The sequence below is a fragment of the Collinsella sp. CLA-ER-H8 genome (assembly GCF_040092335.1).
GTDB lineage: Bacteria > Actinomycetota > Coriobacteriia > Coriobacteriales > Coriobacteriaceae > Collinsella.
On the sequence record NZ_JBBNLU010000015.1, the window covers coordinates 1 to 17,005 of the forward strand.

11 protein-coding genes, 2 tRNA genes and 1 rRNA gene are annotated in these 17,005 nt (G+C 58.2%); 1 reads left to right on the forward strand and 13 read right to left on the reverse strand.

All coding sequences use genetic code 11. The features are described from left to right. The 11 genes from AAAX72_RS08415 to AAAX72_RS08465 all read right to left on the reverse strand — a co-directional run. Positions 1-121: ribosomal RNA gene (locus AAAX72_RS08415) — 16S ribosomal RNA — on the reverse strand; the annotation flags it as partial. 774 nt (positions 122-895) lie between these two features. Then, positions 896-971, reverse strand: a tRNA-Lys gene (locus AAAX72_RS08420). A gap of 28 nt (positions 972-999) precedes the next feature. Beyond that, the gene (locus AAAX72_RS08425; RefSeq protein ID WP_316366577.1) at positions 1,000-2,280 is read right to left on the reverse strand and encodes an aminopeptidase; all 1,281 of its coding nucleotides are present in this window, start codon (positions 2,278-2,280) and stop codon (positions 1,000-1,002) included. Positions 2,281-2,369: 89 nt separating this feature from the next. Then, entirely contained in the window at positions 2,370-2,945 is a 576-nt protein-coding gene (locus AAAX72_RS08430; RefSeq protein ID WP_022093792.1) for a hypothetical protein, read from the reverse strand. Then, positions 2,946-3,824, reverse strand: coding sequence for a phosphoribosylaminoimidazolesuccinocarboxamide synthase (locus AAAX72_RS08435; RefSeq protein WP_035136481.1), 879 nt, complete (start codon positions 3,822-3,824; stop codon positions 2,946-2,948). It abuts the gene before it with no gap. Positions 3,825-3,942: 118 nt separating this feature from the next. Then, a complete protein-coding gene (locus AAAX72_RS08440; protein ID WP_006236209.1) occupies positions 3,943-5,388 on the reverse strand; it encodes an ATP-binding protein in 1,446 nt (481 codons plus the stop codon). A gap of 131 nt (positions 5,389-5,519) precedes the next feature. After that, positions 5,520-6,242: a response regulator transcription factor gene (locus tag AAAX72_RS08445; protein WP_006236208.1), complete on the reverse strand. Its 723-nt coding sequence runs from the start codon at positions 6,240-6,242 to the stop codon at positions 5,520-5,522. Positions 6,243-6,396: 154 nt separating this feature from the next. Beyond that, the gene (locus AAAX72_RS08450; RefSeq protein ID WP_349129976.1) at positions 6,397-7,608 is read right to left on the reverse strand and encodes a hypothetical protein; all 1,212 of its coding nucleotides are present in this window, start codon (positions 7,606-7,608) and stop codon (positions 6,397-6,399) included. Beyond that, a complete protein-coding gene (locus AAAX72_RS08455; protein ID WP_006236206.1) occupies positions 7,608-7,871 on the reverse strand; it encodes a TIGR03905 family TSCPD domain-containing protein in 264 nt (87 codons plus the stop codon). Before AAAX72_RS08455 ends, AAAX72_RS08450 begins: the two co-directional genes overlap by 1 nt. A gap of 128 nt (positions 7,872-7,999) precedes the next feature. After that, positions 8,000-9,346: an adenylosuccinate lyase gene (gene purB, locus AAAX72_RS08460; RefSeq protein WP_055251306.1), complete on the reverse strand. Its 1,347-nt coding sequence runs from the start codon at positions 9,344-9,346 to the stop codon at positions 8,000-8,002. Between the two features lie 293 nt (positions 9,347-9,639). Beyond that, positions 9,640-9,714 (reverse strand) — tRNA-Gly (locus tag AAAX72_RS08465). A 297-nt stretch (positions 9,715-10,011) separates the two neighbouring features. Here AAAX72_RS08465 and AAAX72_RS08470 point away from each other — a divergent pair. After that, positions 10,012-13,443, forward strand: coding sequence for a SpaA isopeptide-forming pilin-related protein (locus AAAX72_RS08470; RefSeq protein WP_349129977.1), 3,432 nt, complete (start codon positions 10,012-10,014; stop codon positions 13,441-13,443). Between the two features lie 66 nt (positions 13,444-13,509). Here AAAX72_RS08470 and AAAX72_RS08475 read toward each other — a convergent pair whose 3' ends face one another. Together AAAX72_RS08475 and AAAX72_RS08480 are read right to left on the reverse strand one after the other, a co-directional pair. Next, a complete protein-coding gene (locus tag AAAX72_RS08475) occupies positions 13,510-13,728 on the reverse strand; it encodes a hypothetical protein (protein WP_022094153.1) in 219 nt (72 codons plus the stop codon). A 21-nt stretch (positions 13,729-13,749) separates the two neighbouring features. After that, complete coding sequence (locus tag AAAX72_RS08480) at positions 13,750-16,926, reverse strand: hypothetical protein (protein WP_349129979.1); 3,177 nt, start codon at positions 16,924-16,926, stop codon at positions 13,750-13,752. Positions 16,927-17,005 lie beyond the last annotated feature (79 nt).

The window sequence follows — 17,005 nt, forward strand, 5'->3', positions numbered from 1 at the left end:
TCTCCACGTGTTACTCAGCCGTTCGCCACTCGCTTCTATCCGAAGATAGGTGCCGTTCGACTTGCATGTGTTAGGCGCGCCGCCAGCGTTCATCCTGAGCCAGGATCGAACTCTCCGTCCAAAATATTTGGGCTTCGAGCCCGTCCGGTCCTCTCAGTCATTCGCTGATCGGTTCCGTTCGATTCATATGGTTTTAGTATAGGAAAAGGAATTTCTCGGGGCCGCCTCTCGGCGGCCTTGCGAAAAACAAATCCAAGTTAGACCATTTCAAATGGTTCGATGTCTGCCCGGATGCGACACTGAAGTAAGTGTCCATCCTCGCAGTATCCGGTTCTCAAGGTGCACGCCCCGCGGCTGATCCGGTTCCACCGGGCCGCGCGGCAAGGAGATATATTGCCAGACCGGAGGGGCCCCGTGGGCGGGAATCGCGCACTCCATATTTTGTTCACAAATGAATAGGTCCCTCAGTCGCATCACTGAGGTTAAAACTGAAGCATTGGCTTCTGATATTGGCGATGACCAGCTGTTTTATGAGTATTGAGACATCGGTCATCTCTGGAGCGCTACTTTACTCCAAAGGCATCAGCCATTTGTTTCCCATCGGTAAAAGGCAGGTTTTGTTCGCCAAGCGTTCTTATATATAGACAGATACGGGTTCGAACCCATGAAAGGGCGACAAAAAAGACGGCCAACCGAAGTTGACCGTCTCGGCAATCTTTGGGTGGGCCGTCAGGGGTTCAGCCTGCTTCGCAGGCGGCCGCTGCGGCGCTTTCTCGCCTTGCGCGCTGCGCTGGCAAACGCTCACGCGTTTACTCAGCTCCGCGCCCCGACGGGTTTGAACCCATGTCGCGGCAACAAAAAAGCGACCAACCGGAGTCGATCGCTTTCTTTTCTATGGTGGGCCGTCAGGGGTTCGAACCCTGGACCTTGGGATTAAAAGTCCCCTGCTCTGCCAGCTGAGCTAACGGCCCGCGGGTGGCATTGTACCACGGTCTGGGACTATTCCCAACTCCATTGGCCGTTCTGGAAAATCACAACTTCACGTCCATCAGGCGTAATGCCCGTAATATCGATGTCGTCCGTGCCGATCATAAAATCGACGTGCGTGCTCGAGACGTTAACGCCATGCTCCAGGAGCTCCTCCTTGGACATGTCATACCCACCCTCGATGCATTCGGGGAAACCGACACCTAGCGCGAGATGGCAGCTAGCGTTCTCGTCATAGAGCGTATCGTAGAACAGAACACCACTTTCGCGGATCGGCGTGTTCTTGGAAATGAGCGCGACCTCTCCCAGGTGAGCAGCGCCCTCGTCAGTATCGATGATACTTGCGAGCGTTGCCTTGCCCACGCGGGCGTCGTAGTCCACCACGCGGCCTCCCTCAAACTTAATCCAAAAATCGTCGACCTTATTGCCGTGGTGGATGAGCGGCATGGCAGAGTACACGATACCGTCGGCGCGCATGCGATCTGGCGAAGTGAAGACTTCCTCGGTGGGAATGTTGGGGAAGAAGGGGTGCCCATCGGGCGTTTTGCCCTTGCCGCCGGCCCACTCGTGACCCTTCGTCATGCCAATCGTCAGATCGGTTCCATTTGCCGCGGTGTAATGCAGGTAGTCGAAACGATTGTCGTTCAGGAAGCGCAGGTTCTTTTCGAATGCGGCGTCATGGAGTTCCCAGTCGCTCTCCGGGTCCTGGCCATCGGCGCGCGCGGTGTGCAGAATCGCATTCCACAGCTTATAGATTGCAACCTCATCGGCGTCTCCCGGGAACACCTCGTGCGCCCATGCCACGACCGGAGCGCCGGCGATGCACCACGGATTGATGTTGTAATCCAGTCCACGGCGGAAAACTTTGCACTGCGTATTCCTCGCCTTGGATGCCGCGGCCGGCTTGGCTGGATCGATGCCCTTGAGGGCCGCAGGATCCGCACCCTCGATAAAGACAAAGCAGGCACCATCCTGGGCCAAGGAATCCAGCTGCATGCGCTTCCACTCGGGCGTCTGCTCAAAATAGCTTTTCTCGACATGCTCGTACGTGAGCCTCGTCACGGCATCATCGGCCCAAATAACCGTCACGTGGCCGGCGCCGGCAGCATAGGCCTCCGCGACCACCACGCGCGCAAACGGCGCGCACTCGACCGGAGACTGAACGACGACCTCCTGGCCGGGCTTGACGTTTACGCCCTTGCGGACGACCAGGCGCGCGTAGTTTTTAATCTTGGGCTCCAGGGCCTTCATGCCCTCCAGAGCCTCTTCGACCGTCAGGGCAGCTCGAATCATGTGCCACTCCATCTATCTATAGAACAGTAAAAAGGCGCGCCGCAAAAACGACGCGCCTTATATCTTAGCGATAAGTATGTATGCAAACGCTACTTCTTCTTGGAGTCCTTCTTGTCCTCCTCGGCAGCCGCGCGCTCAATAAGAGCGTTGAGCTTGTTCTCGGACATGCCCTCGGCCTGCGCGCGGTACATGTTGCGCAAGGGACGAATACGAGCGAAGTCATAGATAAAGTCGCCCAAAATGATGACGTAGGACAAAACAATGCCGACCATCTGGACAGGGCTGGACACCATGCCAGCGGGAGCGAAGTACAGCGAGGCCCAAATTGCCACGACGAGCACCATGCCAATGGCGAGCACAATCCACCAGATGCGACGGCGCTTGGTGTAGTCCTCGTCCTGCTTGAGGAGGATATTCGACACCGTATAGATGCGGTCCTCCTTGGCGCGCTGCTTAGCCTTGCGGGCGCGCTTCTCCTCTTTAGAGAGGCCCTCGAGGTTCTCGCCCTTCTCGAGCTCTTTGCGGCGTGCCTTAGACGAAGCCGGCACGACGCGAACGGAGCTCGCTGCTTGGCGGGCGGGCTTAGCAGATGCGGCAGACTTGCGCGCAACCCCGGTAACTTCATGGGATTGCGTGCGCTTGTTCGTGGCGCTACGGGTACTCACTTATGCGTTCTCCTTCATGCTTGTGAACTGGGAGCCCGTGATGATCTGGAAGGCCTCGCGATAGCGCTCGGACGTGCCATCGATGACCTCGGCGGGCAGGTGCGGGGTCTCCCCCGTCATATCCCAGTTGGCCTTGAGCCAATTGCGGACGAATTGCTTGTCGTAGCTAGGCTGGATCTTGCCCTCCTCGTAGCTGGCAGCAGGCCAGAAACGGCTGGAGTCGGGCGTGAGACACTCGTCGATCAGCGTGACCTTGCCATCAATAACACCAAACTCGAACTTGGTGTCGGCAATGATGATGCCACGGGTCGCGGCGTACTCGGCGGCAGCCTTGTAGATCTTGAGGGAAAGGTCACGAATCTGCGTGGCGATGTCCTCGCCCACGATCTCGCAGCAACGCTCGAACGAGATGTTCTCGTCGTGGTCACCGATCTCGGCCTTCGTGGACGGCGTGAACAGCGGCTCAGGAAGCTTGGAAGCCTCGGTCAGGCCCTCAGGCAGCTGGATGCCGCAGACGGTGCCGTTCTCGTCGTAGGTCTTCTTGCCCGAACCGGTCAGATAGCCGCGGACGATGCACTCGATAGGAATCGTCTGGGCCTTCTTAACCAGCATGGCGCGGCCAGCGAGGTAGTCACGATACTCAGCAAACTCCTCGGGGAAATCCGCCGGGTCGATGGAAACGAGATGGTTGGGGACGATGTCGGCAAACTTATCGAACCAGAATGCCGAGATGCGGTTGAGTACCTCTCCCTTAAACGGAATCTCGTCGGGAAGAATGAAGTCGAACGCAGAAATGCGGTCGGTGGCGACCATCAGCAGGTTTTCACCGGCATCGTAAATATCACGAACCTTGCCACGGGAATCCGGACGACGCTCCATCGTTGTCACGTGAGTCACTCCTTACCTAAATACGACAGAAATGCGGGTTCTTTCCCGCATGTTTTCGCAAACTCGGAGCGGCAGGGACGCGGCCCCTCCTTCACCGAATAGCGAAAAGCTAGTGCTCCATTGTAGTAGATGCCGCGTCTGCCGTGTGCTCGCGGGGCAGATGAATTGTAAAAGTCGTACCCTTTCCAAGCTCCGACTCCACGGATATGTAGCCATGGTGACGCTCGACGATCTGCTTGGTCACGGCGAGGCCAACGCCCAGGCCGCCAGCTTCGCGGGCGCGGCTGGCATCGGCGCGCCAAAACCGCCCGAAGATGCGCGACAAATCGTCCTTGGCAATACCGATGCCGGTATCAGAAACGGCAATGCTGACGTGCTTGCGGTCACTGAGCACCGACACCACGACCCAACCGCCCTCGGGGGTGTAGCGCATGGCGTTGCTCATGAGGTTGATAACACATTGCGTGATCATGTCGGGATCGGCCTCGACGACATCGTCGTGACCCTGGGTCTCGTCCGCAAAACGCAGGCGCAGATCGCGGTCGACAAACAGGCGCTCCTGGGCATTAACGATGGAACGCACGAAAGGAACCATGTCCACCGGCTCAAGGTTGAGCGGAGCCGTGCTGTTTTCCATGCGCGACAGGTCGAGCATCTGCTGCACCAGACGAGCCAGGCGACGCGTCTCGGAAGCAACGGTTTCCAAATGCTCATCGTCGGTGGGATACACGCCATCCTGCATGGCCTCGACCGTTGCGAGCATGGCCATAAGCGGCGTGCGAAGCTCGTGTGCAACGTCTGAGGTCAGGCGCTTCTCGTGTTTCATATCCTTCTCGAGCGAAGTGGCCATCTCATCGAAGGTCTCACCCAGCTGATCGATCTCGTCATCACCGCGCAGTCCCGTGCGAGCCGACAGGTCGCCGTCACGGATTTGCTTTGCGGTACTGGTGATGCGATGAATCGGCTTGGTGAGCATGCGCGACACGAGCGATCCGATAACGACCGAAATGCAGATTGCAACAACCGCGGCGAGGGCCATGGCGTTAAAGGTCTTCTCCCTAAACGCAGAGTCCGCCTTGGTGAGCAGAGCGTCGGAGCCGATGGCCCACAGCTTTACCTGTCCGACATGCTCGCCGGAAGACGTTACAATCTCGACGTTAGCAACGCTATCGGAGTCGGTTGGAGCAGACGAGACCGGGCTATGCGATGCCCTCTTGCCGCTCGTGTCGTCGGTCGTAGCCTGGTTTTCGCGTACATCGGCGGTGGCGCTTGCCGAGGGCCAGGAATCGTCATAAACGATCACACCCTTTTTATTGACGACCTGCATGCCCAGATCGTCGGAAACCAAACTCGACGTTGCGACCGTGCGCAGTTCTCCCGCGGTCCAAGAGCCGTTTTCCTCATATGAGGTCGCCAACTTCTCGGCAGCGGAATTTGCGATTTCGACGATATTGGAGCGTGTGTAATCCGAAAAGACCGTGCCCCACACAACAGAGACAACGCCCACCAGCACCAATACCGTCATGAGCGATGTCAGAGCAAAAGCAAGTGCCATGCGCGAGGGATAGCTCATCGTTGGCCGTGAATCGGAACGAGGCGGGTTCCAACTAGCCTTGGAACCCGCCTCGCTCTCCTGCTTGTGCTTTTGTCCGATTTCAAAGCGCGCAGGTGTCATATGTGATTTCCCTATTTCTCGTCCGACTTATCGGTCTTGGCCGGAGCCTCGAAGCGATAGCCGACACCATGGACGGTGTAGAGCCACTTGGGCTTCTTGGGATCATCGCCCAGCTTGGCGCGAAGATTCTTCACGTGGCTATCGATGGTGCGCTCATAGCCCTCAAAGTCATACCCGAGCACTTTCTCGACCAGCTCCATGCGGTTATACACACGGCCGGGATGGCGGGCAAGCGTGGTGAGCAGCTTAAACTCGGAAGCCGTCAGATCGACTTCCTTGCCCTCGACCAAGATCTTGTGGCCCGAGATATCGATGACCAGATCGCCGAAGTCGAGTACCTCGACGGCGGGCTCGTCGGCCTGATGGGCACGGCGGAACAGAGCGCGAACGCGGGCGACGAGCTCGCGCGGCGAGAACGGCTTAATCAGATAGTCGTCGGCGCCGAGCTCAAGACCGATAATACGGTCCTCGATCTCGCCCTTAGCCGTCAGCATGATGATGGGGACATCCGAGGTATCGCGAATGGTGCGGCAAACGCGCTCGCCGGGAATCTTGGGGAGCATAAGGTCGAGCACGACCAGGTCGAACTGATGCTTCTCGAACTCCTCGATCGCGGACTGGCCGTCGCCGACGCCCACAACCCAGTAGCCTTCGCGCTCGAGATAGGCAGCGACGGCGTCACGGATTGCCTTCTCATCCTCGACCAGCAGAATCTTTTTTGCATCTGAAGCCATAACACGGCCCCCCCTGTCTCAATTAGCTAAGAACAAGCCCATTTTAACGCACCTGAGCCCGCCGGATGCCGCTATGACGCGGCAGCTCGGCGGGCGGTACTCACAATTACAACGCGTTTATTCCCCTGTTGGCGCCTTTTTAACCCCTCTAAGCTTAAAGAGAGAATAGGCGTGCAGTGACCGTCTCTGGTATACCCTGGCTGTTGCGCACCGTGGCGTACGTAAGGAATGAGTCCGATTTTCCCGCCGTAGCTGGATAATCGCCATACTCCAAAGCGCGGTCGGGCGACAGCAGCGAGCCATAGGTCTTGGCAGAGGTGTCGATCAGGAAATGCGACGCCTGTACCTTAACAAGGTATTTATTCTTCTTGCCAGCCGCACATGCGAGCGGCTCGCGTGACAGAAAGAGGTACGGCCCTCCCTCATTACCGATATACGTGCCCATATTGCCCAGGCTGCCCACGCCGCTATAGGCCGCCTCGATAGAAAACACGAAGGTATCGCCCATATATACGGCCTCGAAAGGCGAGACTGACGAGGGAAGGACTAGCTGGGCACGTTTGGGGTTGTTGCCGTCGGTCAGATCGATTGCCGTTATGCCGTAGTAGACGCCCTCGTCGTTGCGGACACGCGGCGAGATGGTCAAAATGCCGTCGCTCGCGCGCGGGGCCGATGCAAAGCGGCCCGTCGATTTCCAAATTACCTCGGCCTTGGATTCATCAAGCGAGCGACGATAGCAAAACGAATCGCTACTCGTTTTATTGCCACCTGCCGAGGGCATTTTATACCAGATGACTGATGACCCGAACGCCGTAAACAGCGGCGGATCATAGTCCTTGCCACCTCGATCGAGCTCAACCACGTCGCCAGAGAGCGAAGCGCCCGACAGATTTTGACCGTAGAGCTTCCACGATGAATTGGCAAAGTTCATCTCAACCCACGCGAATACGCTGTCGCCGGCACGGACATCGTAGAATGCATATCCCGTGCCCTCGATAGGATCCTCGATTAATGTGGTAAGCGAGCCATCGCCCAGGTTGAGCACACCGAGTGTGTTGGCGTGCAGTGCCGATGCGGGCGCCATCATCGCCGCGGCGTAATCGCCGTCGCAGTAGTACAGCAGCGTACCCAGAGGCAGCGTCCATGACGCCGCCGGCTCAAGATCGATGTCGACTGCCTCGTACTCATCCGTAATCGAGATGATTTTGGAATCATCCTTGATAACCTGCGGCTCGCCGGCGGCATCATCGCTGGTGCCCGTTTTTTTCGAGCATCCGGCAAGCACCGTGGCAGCGCCCGCGGCAGCCCCACCGAGTACAAAGCCGCGACGCGATATTCCGTTCTTGATGTGATCGGCGATACCCATTAGGCGATCTCGGTGCGAGCGGCCTCGATAGCGCGTGTAAGCTGGTCGGCGCAGGAGGTCTTTTTCATACCGCAGGTATTACCGGCGAGAACCTCGATTACGCGATCGGCAGGAGCGCCCTCGACCAGCTTGGAGATAGCCTTGAGATTGCCGTCGCAGCCGCCGGTAAACTCAACGCCCATCACCTTGTTGCCGTCATCGGAAAGATCAAGGTGAATATTGCGAGCACACACGCCCTGAGGCTTGTAATCAAACGAAATCATGCGATCCCCTCTCAGAATGTTATTCGAGACGACTATTATCCCCGTCTTTCCCTAAATGCAACGAGGCGCTTTGCCGGCAACACACATTACCAGCAAAGCGCCCTAAAAAGCTAACGTTATGCCCGAACCTACTCGAAGCTCAGCTGCTCCAGACGATCAAAGACCGTGTCGATACGGGTGAGGAAGTCCCACGGATCAAAGATCTCGTCGAGCTTCTCCTGACTGACGGTGCAGCGCGGGTCGGCCTCGAGACGCTCCTTAAAGGTGGGGCCGGAGACACAATCCTGTACCTCGTGCCAGGTTGCCATAGCGTTCTCCTGCACAATGGCGTACGCGTCCTCGCGGGTGATGCCCGTGTCGACGAGGGCGAGCAGTACCTTGGAAGAGAAGATGAGGCCGCGGGTCTTATTGAGGTTGGCCATCATGCGGGCGGGATACAGCTGCAGGCCGTCGATAACGCGGATGAGGCACTGGAACATGTGGTCGAGGGCGATGAAGCTATCGGCCTGGGCGACGCGCTCGGCAGAGGAGTGCGAAATGTCACGCTCGTGCCACAGGGCGACGTTATCGAAGGCAACCTGGGCGTTGGACTTCACGACGCGCGACAGACCGCAGACTTTCTCCATGGTGATGGGGTTGCGCTTGTGCGGCATGGCTGAGCTGCCCTTTTGGCCCTTACGGAACGGCTCCTCGGCCTCGAGCGTATCAGTCTTCTGTAGATTGCGAACCTCGGTAGCGATGCGCTCACAGGTGGCCGCTGTAGTGGCAAGCACGCCGGCAAGGTAGGCATGGTGATCGCGGCTGATGACCTGCGTGGACAGAGGATCGTGGACCAGGCCCAGGTGCTCGCAGACGTACTCCTCGACGAACGGCTCGATGGAGCTGTACGTGCCGACAGCGCCCGAGATAGCACCGAAGGCAACATTCTTGCGGGCGTCCTCAAGACGATCCAGATCGCGCTTGAGCTCCCAGGCCCAAGAGCCAAACTTCATGCCGAAGGTCATCGGCTCGGCGTGGATGCCATGAGTGCGGCCGGCACAGAGCGTGTTGCGCTCCTCAAAGGCGCGACGCTTGCAAATCTCGCCGAGCTTCTTGACGTCCTCGATGATCAGGTCGCAGGCCTGGGTGAGCTGGTAGCACAGGGCCGTGTCGCCCAGATCCGAGCTGGTCATGCCATAGTGAACCCAGCGGCTGGGCTTGGGGTCGCCCTCGGGAACATCGGCATCGATGTATTCCTTCATGTTGGTCAGGAAGGCAATGACGTCGTGGCGCGTGACTTCCTCGATCTCATCGACCTTCGCCTTCTCAAAGTTGGCATGGTCGCGGATCCACTGGGCCTCGTCTTTGGAAATACCGATCTTGCCGAGCTCCGCCTGGGCCTCGCAGGCCAGAACCTCGATTTCCTGCCAAATGGCGTACTTGTTCTCGAGGGAGAAGATGTGTCCCATCTCCGGGCGGGTATAGCGATCGATCATAGCGGCTCCTTTTTGGTTATTGGCACGTTGGTCGTAACCCAACCATTGTACCGTGCGCAGGTACAAGTATGGGCAGCAGGCATTAACCTAACATTTTGGAATTGGAGCGGGCATGGGGACGTCCGCGTATTTGCTTCGCAAATCCGCACCGGCTGCGGTCGCCTATCGGCGACCTTGCCTGCTCGCTATAAACGCTTCGCGTTTATTTAACGCTCGCACCCTGTCGGGTTCGAGTCCCGGCACTTTATTGAAAAAGGCACGGTAACGAAACGTTACCGTGCCTGAAATTCGAATGGAGCGGGCAACGGGACTCGAACCCGCGAGTGTCAGCTTGGGAAGCTGATGCCTTACCACTTGGCGATGCCCGCATATGTGGGGGATAGTATAACGCGGTTGTCTTGTTCGATACAAGAGTGGCGATGCTTGTTTTAGCTGTGGAGATTCGTTTGAAAATCGCGTCAATTGTGGAGATGGGGACCTTTAACCTCCTGTTCTCCTTATCTTCTACCTGCGCTTTTGCTTGATTGTTGTATTTGAGCTCAATTTGTCAGGAATTGGGCAAGCTTTTGGTCAGGCTCCGGTACTTACCCGCATGAACCTCGGGGGTAGCCTCATCCTACGCGTCGCAACCTCCCCATGCGGCGCACGAGGGATAAGGAGCAGCCATGTCCAACGCACCCACGCACTCTGTCCACAGCGCAATCGCAACAGGTCCGCTGCTCCTGCTCCTCTTCCTGCTTTTCGGCTGCCTGACACCGGGAGCCGCATTTGCCGTCGATGGCTACGGTCAGCTCGGCTTCCGCACTATTAGCGATGATTGTGGGCCCTTCTTCATCGGCAAGTATGAAGCTCAAGACGCCTCGATTGCCTACTGCATGAACCAGGAGCGCCCCGGCCCCACCAAGCCGGGCGGCCCATGGCTCAACTTTGATCAAGGCTGGGTGTGGCTCGACGACGAGTTCGCGGCAATCGTTTGTCACGGATATCCTACCGCCACGTCGTTTGGCGGTTACCATCTTTCGCCCGATCGCGCCCGCGCCGCAACCCAGCTTGCCGTATGGATGCTCAACGGCACTACCCATGTCGACGGTACTTACTCTTACACGACCGCTCAGGGCAAAACCAAGAGTGGGCACTTTACCGCTGACAATGAAGTCGTGGCGGCGGCGCGGTGGCTCCACGACAGCGCAAAATCAGGAAACATCAAAGCCGCTCCGCACCGCGCGCGACGCTATCTAGGAGCCGTATCGGGCGGCAGCAAACGTCAGGACATGCTCTATGTACTGCCGGCGGTCTCTGTTTCCTTCCAAAAGCAGTCTGCAAACGCTGCCATTACCAGCGGAAACAATACTTATCAGTTTGACGGGGCAACATTCGATATTTTTGAGAGCGCCAGCGGCGCGCGTGTCGGCACCATCCAGATGGACAGCAACGGTCGGGCGCAAGCAACTCTTCTGCCCAACACTGCATACTACCTAGTTGAAACGAAGGCGCCGGCCGGCTATGTCCCCCTTCGTGATCGCATCGCCTTTACCACGGGGAATGACGGTGGACAGGTCGCCATTGATGAACAGCCCGGCATCATCAACCTGCATATCGTAAAACTCGATGCCGCGACGAATGCCGGCCCCCAGGCGGGATCTTCACTCGCAGGAGCAGAGTTCACGTGTGTGTCACAATCAACCCCTGGATGGGCGCAAATCCTCACGACCGACGAAAGCGGTCAGGCCACCCTCGCCGATGTCCCCTTAGGAACCTTTACCATCTACGAATCAAAAGCCCCCGAGGGCTACCTGCCATCCAACGACAGCTGGACCTATACCGTTGGAGCCGACCAGCTCGGCGATTCAGGCGTGGTCGAGATCGAATCTCGCATTTCCGATATCCCCATTGCGTTTGACCTTGAGATTTCCAAATTCAAGGATTACGGCAATAGCGACCAATCCGGCCTGGAGCAACCGGCGGGTGGTGTTGTCTTTGAGGTTGTCAGCAACAGTTCTCAGCAGGTTGTTGGCACACTGACCACAAACATCTATGGCTTTGCCTCCACCAAAGATCAGCCCGAAGCATGGTTCGGCACAGGCAAGCGACCCGCCGGTGTCCACGGAGCTGTCCCATACGACCGTGCCGGCTACACGATTCGCGAGGTTCCGGAAACCGTCCCCGAGGGTTTTAAACGTGCAGGGGAATGGACCGTCGGGGCCAATCAGATTTCCAACGGCGCCGAGCTTCAATATATCGTGGACAACCACGCGCTGTCGACGCATCTCCAGATTGTAAAACGCGATGCCCAAACAGGCGCTTCTGTTCCACTAGCCGGATTCACCTTCCAACTCCTAGACAGCAATCACGAACCTGTCTCACAAACTTGCTGGTATCCAGCACATAACGTATTGGACACCTTTACGACTGACGCGACCGGGACCGTCACACTGCCCGAATCGCTCGTGCCGGGCACCTATTATGTACGCGAAACCTCGGCCAAAGAGCCCTATCTTGTCGGCGAAGAGATCGAGGTAAACATACCCGCCGACATGAACCTAACGCCCGTTGCAGTCGCCTCGTATTATGACCACGCCGCGACCGGAAACATCAGGATCGTTAAAACCGATGCCATAGACGGCAGCAGCCTCGCGGGCGCCGTCTTTGAGATCCGCGCCTCGGGTGATATCGTGCGCCCCGACGGTAGCATTGCCGCGCTCGACGGTGAGACTGTCACGACCGTCACGACGGATGAAACTGGAGAAGCACGCGCGGACAACCTCCCACTGGGATCTGGCACCGCACGCTACGAGGTTGTCGAGACTCAAGCGCCGGCAGGCTTCTTGCTCGATCAGACAACCCATATTGTTGCCCTTACTTATGCCGACCAGAAAACACCCGTTGTAGAAGCACGGCTTAACGTATCCGACGATTACACCAAGGTTGATATCTCCAAGGTCGATGCAAGCGGTGAGCAAGAAGTGGAAGGCGCACAACTCACCTTATATGGTCCCGATAAAACCGAAATAGACTCCTGGACCTCATCCGACAAGCCGCACCGCGTCGAACATCTTGCACCCGGCACCTACTCGTTGCGCGAAATGATGTCTCCGCGGACCTATGACCTTGCCGAGGAGATAACGTTTGAAATAAAGGATACGGGAGATGTCCAACCCGTCGCGATGAAGGATGCGCCCATCGAGATCAAGGGACAGGTCGACAAGCGTCAGGAACTTGTCCAACCTATCGAAAAAGGCCTGTTGGCTAACGGCGATGGTAAAAACCGCGCCACGACGCAAACCAATAGTGATGGGCTTTTCTCCTATACCATCGATGCTCGAAACGATTCCGCTACTTGGGTTGATGAGTTTACGATTACCGATGATCTTGAGTGCGCCAAAGACGGCACGGCGAGATTCATCTCAATCGAAACCCCCGTCGCCATCGGCGACCTCAACGGTCTGTGCAACGTATGGTATCGCACGACGCCGTTGGACTCGACAGACGTCGATGAGCCGGCAAACGCGACACTTGACGATGGGCACGAAAATCCTTGGCTTGAGTCCGACGAAGTAAAAGAGAGCCTGGGTGAGGACTGTCGCCTCGTCGATTACGACGGTTGGCACCTCTGGAAGGCGGATATCTCGACCACGGAATCCACCACACTCGAGGCGAAAGAACTCGACCTTGCATCCAATACCGTCGTAACGGCCATTCGAATTGAATACGGTGCGGTAGCCGCCGACTTTACGACTCGAAGCGATGCGGATTCTTGGACCCGCGATGATCTCAAAGATGAGCACGACGACCTTGACGATGCCAAAGCAATCCTTGGTGCAGACGCTCGGGGCGCAGTCGTGCACATGCAGGCAACATCGGCTTATACGCCCCAAACCGCACTCACCAACAGCGCACGCGTCGATCTTTGTCGCAACGGCGGCGGCGATAAACTTGAGTCACATGACGAGGACTGTGTCATTCAACGCTGTACCCTACCGCAGGACCTACCGGCAACAGGACCAGTTCCCATCGCCGCTTGCATCACCGCGCTCCTGACCTCGGGTGCCGCAGCCCTATGGTTCGCTCGCCTTAGGTCGATCCCAAAGAAGCGCTAGCGCGATGAAAAAGCGGGCGAGCCAGTCCCCTGGCTCGCCCGCTTTCAATCATGTAAATCGCCGTATCTACTCTGCAGACGAAGATCCACCATCAACGATTGCTTGCTCGGACTCAGGAATCCCATCGGCGCCCGTGCTCTGTTCTTGCTCCACCTCTTCGCTGATTGCGGAGGCGGGGGTCGAGCCCTTTGCACCCACGATGTAGGCAGCCCCAAATCCTAACGCAATGGCAATCAAGGTCAAAATCACGTAGACAGGCCAATGGCGCTTAATATACGAAAACACGTTGACTCCTTAGAGCTCCGTCTACGAACGGCGGATAACCTCGGTCACGACCTCGGATACCGTAGCAATGTTCGTCGGGTTGACATTGTGGGGCAGGTCGTCCTCGGTACGAGCGCAAGCCAGACGTGTGCCGTCCACACCGGCGATGGTGAGGGCTCGGCGGCTCGCCTCGAGCGCGGCGTAGGCATCGGTCTTGGCATAGGGCATCTCGAGCGCGCCACAATCGACATGGAACGACTTGCAGACCTTGCTGACCAGGTTCATGATGCGGCGATCGCCCTTGAGCAGTTGTTGTTCGCCCTCGACCGTCACAACCGAAAGCCTACCGGCGCCGACGGATTCAAGATTGATAAAGAATACGCCGCGGAGCTTATCGCGATGCGAAGCCAAGAAGGCCTTCATGCCGGCGCCATCACAATCCGAGGCACCCGTTGCCACAAACCAGATATCGTGACCGAGCAGCTCATCATCGCCCATAGAGGCGACAGCCGAGAGCATATCTTCGGAAGAAGCGCCATCGGAAGACGTAGCGCCGCCCTTCCAGCCATCGTTATCGTCCTCGAAGTTATCCCACGAACCGATACCGCGACCGGATTTCTTGGCATCGTAATCGTCTTCGACGCCCAGCCAGTCACTCATGCTGTCCTGCTCGTTTTTCTTTTTACGACCGAACAGGCCACCCAGGCCGCGCTTACGAGACTTGGGTGCCGCCGGGGCGGGAGCCGAAATGGTCTCGATCGGCTGCGCGCCCGACGCAACGGGCATAGGAGGCGCAACGGGTGCCGATGTGGGTTCGGGACCTTGGGCGGTAGCAAAGGGGTCGTTGACCTGGGCAGAGGGATCGGGAAGGTCGAACAGCGACGTGCGAGACGCAACGTTTGCCTGCTTCATAGACGGCAGCGACGGATCGGGGACCGAAGCCAGCGGAGACGAGGAAGGTGCAGGCGACGGTGCCGACGCCGGATCGGGAACATTCATCTGCGGACGCGGCGATGCCTGGGAGGAAATCTGGGCCATAAGGGAATCGACCGTTTCGTCCTGGGTGGGAGCGACATTGGCAACCGTGGCACCGGACCCACTCGGGGTCGGCATGGTGAAAATCTGCGTGGAATAAGGCCTCGACTCATCCGTCTCGGGAGTCTCGGAAACCGCAGGCACTTCCTCCTGCTCGACCTCGGTCGAATCACCTTGATCGGCTGCCGCGTATTGCTCTTCGTCAGAGTTGGCCTCGACGGACTCGTCCTCGGCGGCATCCTGAATTTCGGCAGCATCAATAGGCTCGTCATCGTCTGCCGCGTCGCCCTGCTCATCGGAAACAGGAAGGGGCTCGGCAATCGCGGTGCCTTGCTTTTCAAACGTTATCGTGGAATCGAACTGCGCGGCATCAAACGACATGGTGCTATCGACGTGCTGCTGAGCCTCGAAAGACGTCGTCGCCTCAACAACATCCGTGGACGCCGGTTGCTGGGACTCAAAGGACGTTGTAGCTTCGGCGGCGTCGACGGGCGCGGACTGCATAGCCTCGTTCTGCTCGAACTCTTGCGCCGCGTGCTCACGTGCCGCCTCGGCTGCCTGCTGCTGAGCGATAGCCTCCTGCTCGGCAGCCTCGCGTGCGGCAGCGCGCTTCTCCTCGAAATCGTCGACAAATTTCTTGCCCTTTGCAAGCGCACCCTTAAAGAAGTTGGAAGCGCTGGCGCCAATCGACGAGAACGCGGATGCAATGTCGGCATGGGGCGTTGCCGCGGGAATCTCGGCCGAGAAATCAGTATCGCTCTCGTAAGACACGCGCCTCGGCTGTTCAACGTAATCGTCGTCAGACTCGTCCGCAACGTCTTGCGCCGGCGCGGCGGGAGCCAAAATGTCCAGTCCTGCCGCGGGATCGATCGCGGACACCGCCTCGGGCTCGGCAACGGCAGCGGTAACCGCGGCAGACTCATCATCCACAGTGACAACGGGCGCAGGCTCGGGCTCAAACGTCGGCTCCTCGCCCTCCTCGTAATCGAGCGTGCAGGACTCGGGAAGCATTCCGAGCGCACGGATGGCATCCGAACCAAAGCGGATGTTGCCGGCGGCGTTGCGATAGAGCTTGGGCTCGGGCTCGACCGCGGCAGGTTCCTCCGCCGACTCGGCAGCGGGAACCTCGTCATTGAACTCTTCGGCCTGGACAGCCTGATTCTGATCCTCGGGCACGATAGCGCCGATCAGCGTCTCGTCGGCAGATGCACCCTCAAAGCCCTCGATCTGCTCGTCGAAAGCCTCACCCTGTTCGGGCTCGGTCTGAGTGTCGGGAGCAATCGGCTGACCGAACTCGTCCTCGGCGTAGGTAGGCTCTTCGTACTCGATGGTGTTGCCGTAGTCGTTTTGCTGCTGGGCCGCGGCATACTCCGCCGCTGCACGCGCCATTTCCTCGGCACGACGCTTCTGCTCCCCAAAATAGGTATCGAACGGAACATCGTCGGGAAACTCGTTTTCGCCCTGGAAGGGAGCAACGTTGTCCATAACGCCGAGCATAGCGGCGACAGAAGACTTGTTGCACACCGCGCCGGACGTATAGGGAAGAATGTGGCGGTTAGAGATGATGTTTGCCGCGTTGGCAAGTGCAACGAGGGAAGCGAGGATCGCGACAATCCACAGCAGAACCTTGAGCGCGCCGGGGAGCGGCAGGATACGCAGGATGGCAACGGCAGCAGGGGCAACCGTGGCAACAGGCAGCAGCTTGGCGATGAGCGCACGATACGAAGCATAGGGCTCGCGGGCGAGCAGCTCAGCACGGGGAGAGTCGTAGTGTGCGACAACGACCACCGGGCGGTTACGCGGGGACGCGAGCGGGCCCGAGGCCTTGTGATAGGCGATGACATTTTGGCTCACGCCCGTCTTGCCCAGGCGCGAAACCACGGGGTGCCCTGTGCGCTCGAGCACGTAAAGAACGGCGCCGACAATGGCCAGCAAGGTGCCGACCAAGCCGATACCGCCGCCGATGCCCATCAGCAGGGCACCGGCAAACGCAAGAATACCGGTAACGGCAAATGCCAACCTACTGGGCGCCGGGGCATTGAACTCCTGAACCTCGGGATCAAAGCCGTGGTTGCGGAAGATCTGAGCGATATCCTCGGCAGCCAAGCGCTCTTCTTCGCTGCACGCCGGCGTAATGCCGGTGTTCTGCAGCAGGTGGTTAATATAGTTCTGGGTGTTCGCCATGTGCGCTCCACATCCATAATCCGACAAATAGGCCCAATGCATGCACATTAGAACCGTATATAGTCGAAAGTATACCCCG

What these genes read in the sequence shown, in the direction of transcription:
- AAAX72_RS08425 (WP_316366577.1), bottom strand. Translation starts at nt 2,280, where the DNA reads ATGATTCGAGCTGCCCTGACGGTCGAAGAGGCTCTGGAGGGCATGAAG.
- AAAX72_RS08435 (WP_035136481.1), bottom strand. Translation starts at nt 3,824, where the DNA reads ATGGAGCGTCGTCCGGATTCCCGTGGCAAGGTTCGTGATATTTACGAT.
- AAAX72_RS08440 (WP_006236209.1), bottom strand. Translation starts at nt 5,388, where the DNA reads ATGGCACTTGCTTTTGCTCTGACATCGCTCATGACGGTATTGGTGCTG.
- AAAX72_RS08445 (WP_006236208.1), bottom strand. Translation starts at nt 6,242, where the DNA reads ATGGCTTCAGATGCAAAAAAGATTCTGCTGGTCGAGGATGAGAAGGCA.
- AAAX72_RS08450 (WP_349129976.1), bottom strand. Translation starts at nt 7,608, where the DNA reads ATGGGTATCGCCGATCACATCAAGAACGGAATATCGCGTCGCGGCTTT.
- AAAX72_RS08455 (WP_006236206.1), bottom strand. Translation starts at nt 7,871, where the DNA reads ATGATTTCGTTTGATTACAAGCCTCAGGGCGTGTGTGCTCGCAATATT.
- purB (WP_055251306.1), bottom strand. Translation starts at nt 9,346, where the DNA reads ATGATCGATCGCTATACCCGCCCGGAGATGGGACACATCTTCTCCCTC.
- AAAX72_RS08470 (WP_349129977.1), top strand. Translation starts at nt 10,012, where the DNA reads ATGTCCAACGCACCCACGCACTCTGTCCACAGCGCAATCGCAACAGGT.
- AAAX72_RS08480 (WP_349129979.1), bottom strand. Translation starts at nt 16,926, where the DNA reads ATGGCGAACACCCAGAACTATATTAACCACCTGCTGCAGAACACCGGC.